General features: G+C 40.1%; 3 protein-coding genes and 1 pseudogene. 2 read left to right on the top strand and 2 right to left on the bottom strand.

What is annotated here, in order from left to right; translation table 11 throughout:
* Window positions 1-113 (top strand): annotated as a pseudogene (locus ABK821_RS25160) (IS5 family transposase); the annotation flags it as partial.
* A gap of 501 nt (window positions 114-614) precedes the next feature.
* The gene (locus tag ABK821_RS25155) at window positions 615-2,324 is read left to right on the top strand and encodes a sugar hydrolase (RefSeq protein WP_343179115.1); all 1,710 of its coding nucleotides are present in this window, start codon (window positions 615-617) and stop codon (window positions 2,322-2,324) included.
* 1,177 nt (window positions 2,325-3,501) lie between these two features.
* Here the strand turns inward: ABK821_RS25155 and ABK821_RS25150 are convergent.
* Both ABK821_RS25150 and ABK821_RS25145 read right to left on the bottom strand, forming a co-directional pair.
* Entirely contained in the window at window positions 3,502-4,785 is a 1,284-nt protein-coding gene (locus tag ABK821_RS25150) for an MFS transporter (RefSeq protein ID WP_395034208.1), read from the bottom strand.
* 186 nt (window positions 4,786-4,971) lie between these two features.
* The coding region (locus tag ABK821_RS25145) for a hypothetical protein (RefSeq protein WP_244500604.1) at window positions 4,972-5,074 on the bottom strand (103 nt) is incomplete at its 5' end.

Here is a 5,074-nt window from a genome sequence, read left to right as displayed (position 1 = left end):
CATTGAAAGAAAACAGGCGAATCGCCACACGTTCGGAAAAAACAGCCAGAAACTACCTGAGCATGCTAAAACTGGGGGCGATCAGGTTATTTTTAAGGCGATTGTTAAGTTAAGGGACACAGCCTAAGTATTAAAGTTTCACCTCGTGCTTTATCTTCACGCACAGCTTCATGATTCAAGGAATAAAAAACGGATGATAAGTAGAAAGTAACTCTCACAAACTACATGCATGTATACTGAGGTAAGATAACGCGGGAAGAGCGGCAGAAAATACACACGACCAGTAAGAGGTCTACTCAGTGTATTGAACACCACAGTTTTAATCTGGGGCATCACTTAGCACGTCAGTAAGAAAATCGCAGCTGTTTTAAGAATCAGGAGGATTAGATGATAAATATATTCTCCATTAATGACTAAATAGCACTATGAATAATTTTGAGTCACCATTGTATTTTTTATATTAGCTTCATTTTAATTACAACCTCCAATCTTACTTTTTGATACCCAAAACAAAATTTTTAATATTGACTACGATGGTTATTTTGTTATGGTGAATATATATCTATTTTAGGCGTCTCATCTTTTGATGAAGATTATCACCTTTGGTTTTTAAGATGAAATTATTAAGAGGATTAGATTTGAACAGGCGAGATCTTATTATTAAAACGGCAGTCATGATTACATCGTGTGGTTTGCTTTTAAAAAAAGCAGATTCCAAAGAATCAACTAAGCTTAGTAAGTCGATGATTTCTGGCTCGCGTCTTAAGGAATATAATAACCTTGAGTGGATCAGCATTGCAGAAAGATTGAAACCGACGCTTATTGAAAGTACTGTACAGGCTGTACAGCTAGTAAATGGTGTTAGCGACAAAAATAATATTTTACAATATAAAATGGTTTCTGATGAAACACGATCATTGAAATCAATTAGTGAGACTCCAGTCAATGCTGGTGATTTTTTTATCGTCGAATTTCCACATCATGTAACAGGATTTTTAACTTTTAATATGGACTGGGTTGGTAGAGGAAATGATGCGCCTACCAGATTAAGATTGATTTTTGGTGAAGTCCCAAGTGATGTACTGGAACCATTGTATCCATATAATGGAACTTTGAGTGCATCATGGCTACCTGATGAAATTATAAATATAGACCATCTTCCGGCTGAGGTCACCATTTCGAGACGTCATGCATATAAGTATGTGAAAATTGAGGTTATGTCGGGTTCTAAAAATTTTGGTATAATATTTAATAACATTCATACTATCGCAGTTAGTTCCGCAGGTGAAGACAAACAAACAAATATTTTAGGTCTTTCAGAAAAATGGAAAAAAATAGAAAAAATAAGTCTGAGAACATTACATGAGTGTATGCAGACCACTTTTGAAGATGGTCCACGACGCGACCAACGTTTATGGTTAGGCGATTTAAGGCTACAAGCGCTGACAAACTATCTCAGTTTTAAAAATAACAACCTTGTTAAAAGGTGTCTATATCTTTTTGCCGGACTAACAAATAGTGATGGCTTTGTTACGGCATGTGTTTACGAAAAACCCACTCCCACCGCCGGGGAAGGAGTCATGCTAGACTATGCTGCGTTATTTGGCCCAACACTTGCAGACTATTATTTTGCAACAAACGACCGTCAAACACTTGAACATTTATTACCCGTTGCATTGAAGCAAATTACCTTAATAACGGAACGATATGTAAATAATGATGGGGTTGTTCAAATTCCTGATAGACCATTCACTTTTATCGACTGGCAGGATGGATTGGATAAACAAGCATCAATGCAGGGGTTAATGATTTATTGTTGTCGACGAGTTAAGAGTTTGACGGAACTGGTTGGAGATAATTCCTCAAGTGCAAAGCTGGATAGTTTGATTCAACATATGACGAATGCTGCAACGCGTTATTTATGGAAATCAGATTCCAAATTATTCGTCAGTGGGCCAAATTCACAAATATCCTGGGCGTCACAAATTTGGATGGTGCTAGCTGGTATTGTTGACAATCAGACGGGAAAGGATTTATTGCAGAGGGTCATGAAAATGCCCAAGGCAATAACTCCACTTACTCCATACCTTTATCATCATCTTGTGTCGGCTTTTGTAACAATAGGGGACAAACAAGGTGCGCAGGATGTTGTGCTTGGATACTGGGGAATCATGGCAGAGTACGGGGTTGATACCTTCTGGGAAGCCTTCGATCCACATAATCCGAAAGCATCTCCTTATGGCGCGATGCAAATCAATAGTTATTGTCATGCATGGAGCTGTACACCTGCTTACTTTATCCGTTCATTGTTCACCAGACCTTAATCTTGGACTGACTCTACACTGTTTCTTCTCAATATCGGTGCCAAGCTAAATCAGAGAACCCGACATTTTTCAGACTTCGGATAAATTCATCTGAGGTCCGATTCGATTATTCAGGAATTCATGAGGCTGATCGTTATTGTATTCCATCAGTCAGAGTTCTGTAATTTTCAGTGCTTCATTCAGGATTCTGAACCGATGAATATCACAAGAAATGCTCCGCAAGTTAAGTCAGCTCATGTATCACCGGTTCATCGTGGGAGGTATCGGACCGGTAAAAATAGACAAGTCTGCCCAAATACAACATCTCTTCAATATAATCGCCAAGTTAATGCTTTATCGTTTGTTTTGAAGATTTTTAGATCGCGCATTTTCAACACGTAATTTTTCAGCCTAAAGTTAGCAAATAGCTGTTTGAGCCAACGATTTTCGTCATGAAGGTCCTGCATCTTTTGATTTCTGAGGCATCCTTATTGCCAAACTTTTCCTTTCAGTTTGAGTTCGAAACCTCTTATATTACTGTTTCGCATATGACATCTTTGTCGGCACGTCCAGGTTCGACAGACTTAAGAAAGGCTATGATCTGGTCGTTTGCCAAAAGAGTTTGCTGAGAATACAGCTGCCCGTGGAGGAAATAGTTATCTGTTGTGAAACCTATGCACAATGGTTTTAGGTTCGATGTAAAGGAAACCCTGGTGGTTGTAATATTCTTATGACAACATCCACAAACGTGCTCGGGCCGAAGTCTTTGGCCCGAGAAATGTCTCAACACTGCTGATTATGTAAAAAAAACACAATACCATATTATATGGAAGATATCTAACCTGCTAACAAGAACATATCAATAACGATATACCATGTGGTGAGCGGAAAATATACTCCTTGGTTAGATCGACATAATCTGAACTCTCGTACTAATATCAAGTGACTGCCCCGCAGTACAATTTTATTTTTGACAAAGTGAAAGTGCAGAATAAAATCATTTGTTGATATATGACTATTCATTACTATCAATAAACCATGCGTTATGATCACGAGATTCATTGCATAATAAAACAGGACGAATGCAACAACGCTGAAGGATACAGAGTATTGTCTGATACATTGCTTCCCCGGCTGTTCTAAAAGCTTCAATGCCTGACTTTATAATCATCATTAAAATAGTGATGATATGACTTTGCTATTCTTTTTCTTTGGCCAGTAATAATCCCTGGAGTGAAACTATTCCGCAGACAAAAATATATATTGCTGGGGCGCTATTACTCCCGGTCATTTTAATCATCAAGCTGCAGAAGAACTGGGCAAAGCCACCAAAAATCACAGTACTGACACTGTAGGTTAACGATAGCCCGGTGGCCCGAAATTCCCTTGGGAAAATTATACCCAACAAGACTAAAGAGGGCACAGTATTGAAAATCAGCAAAATGGTCAATAAAATAATTACCCCGGCCATTACCGGCGCAATCGGGATTGCCTCAATCAATAAGAATACCGGATAGATAGCGATAAGCATCAAGATTCGTGTAATCAGCACCATTTTTTTGTAACCAAACTGGTCACACATTTTACCCGCTAGACCACAAAAACAGATCTGGATAAACCCAGCGACGCATCCCAGGAAAATACCATTGACCATCCCTACATTGAGCTGAGATATTGCGTAATTTGCCATATAGTGCAAAACTACATAGTTTGCCGAGGTGCCACCAATAGAAATCAGAATACCTGCGCACAGTGAGACCTTATGGCGCACAGCCATAGTCCATAATGACGAATGTTCCTTCAATGGTGCATGTTGTTCCGGCAGCGTATTACGAATGTATTGCCCCACCGGGATCACTAACAGGCCAATAATAAACGGAACACGCCATCCCCACTCATTCAATTGATTATTCGTGAGAAGCGCAGTTAATCCTAAGCCGACCAACGCACCCATTAATACACTGAGTCCCTGACTGAAGAACTGCCAACTACTATAATAACCACGGGAATTTTTTGTTGCGAACTCCATCAGGTAAGATGTGGATGCGCCGAGCTCGCCACCAATGGCAAAACCTTGTAAGAGTCGAGCTATGACAATCAATGCAGGGGCGTAAATTCCGATGCTCTGGTATGTCGGCGCCAGCACAAAAATCGCCGACCCGATTGCCATAAGCCATAGCGTTAAGGTGAGGGCAGCTTTACGCCCATATTTATCTGCGTATTGCCCAAGATACATGCTCCCCAGAGGACGAAAAATAAACCCCACACCATAGGTGGCGAACGCCATTAATAATGACGTTCCTGAACTTTCAGCAGGAAAAAAATGCTTTCCAATGATCGTTGCAAAAAAACTGAAAATGGTGAAATCATAAAACTCCAGTCCGTTGCCGATGGTAATAGCGGCAATGGTTTTACCCTTGGGATGTGGTTTAGTCAGCGGTGCAGCTGGACAGTGGACATCATCATTAAGTGAATGACTCATATGAATCCTATTAATCAACTAAGTAGAGTATTGACTAGCGCAATCCAGTAGCTGGCACCAACTGAAATACAGGTATCGTTGAAATCATATTTGGGATGGTGAGGCATGATATTGTCACCATTATCTCCATTGCCAATCAGCAGATAACTTCCTGGACAGGCATCTAAATAACTGATCCTAATACCGCTACACTTTAGCCAGCCCATGCTTTCCACCGGGGAATGGGCTGACGGTATCCATAAAGTGACGAACCTTTTTCAACAGTTGCCACATTGAACGGCACTGGTGA

Origin of the sequence: Klebsiella sp. KE9456 (assembly GCF_043832615.1) — a bacterium.
Lineage (GTDB): Bacteria > Pseudomonadota > Gammaproteobacteria > Enterobacterales > Enterobacteriaceae > Klebsiella > Klebsiella indica.
The sequence above is the reverse complement of the archived record's forward strand: the minus strand, read 5'-3'. Positions and strand labels throughout refer to the sequence as shown.

Coding starts and splice junctions, on each gene's coding strand:
- ABK821_RS25150 (WP_395034208.1), bottom strand. CDS start 4,785: ATGAGTCATTCACTTAATGATGATGTCCACTGTCCAGCTGCACCGCTG.
- ABK821_RS25155 (WP_343179115.1), top strand. CDS start 615: ATGAAATTATTAAGAGGATTAGATTTGAACAGGCGAGATCTTATTATT.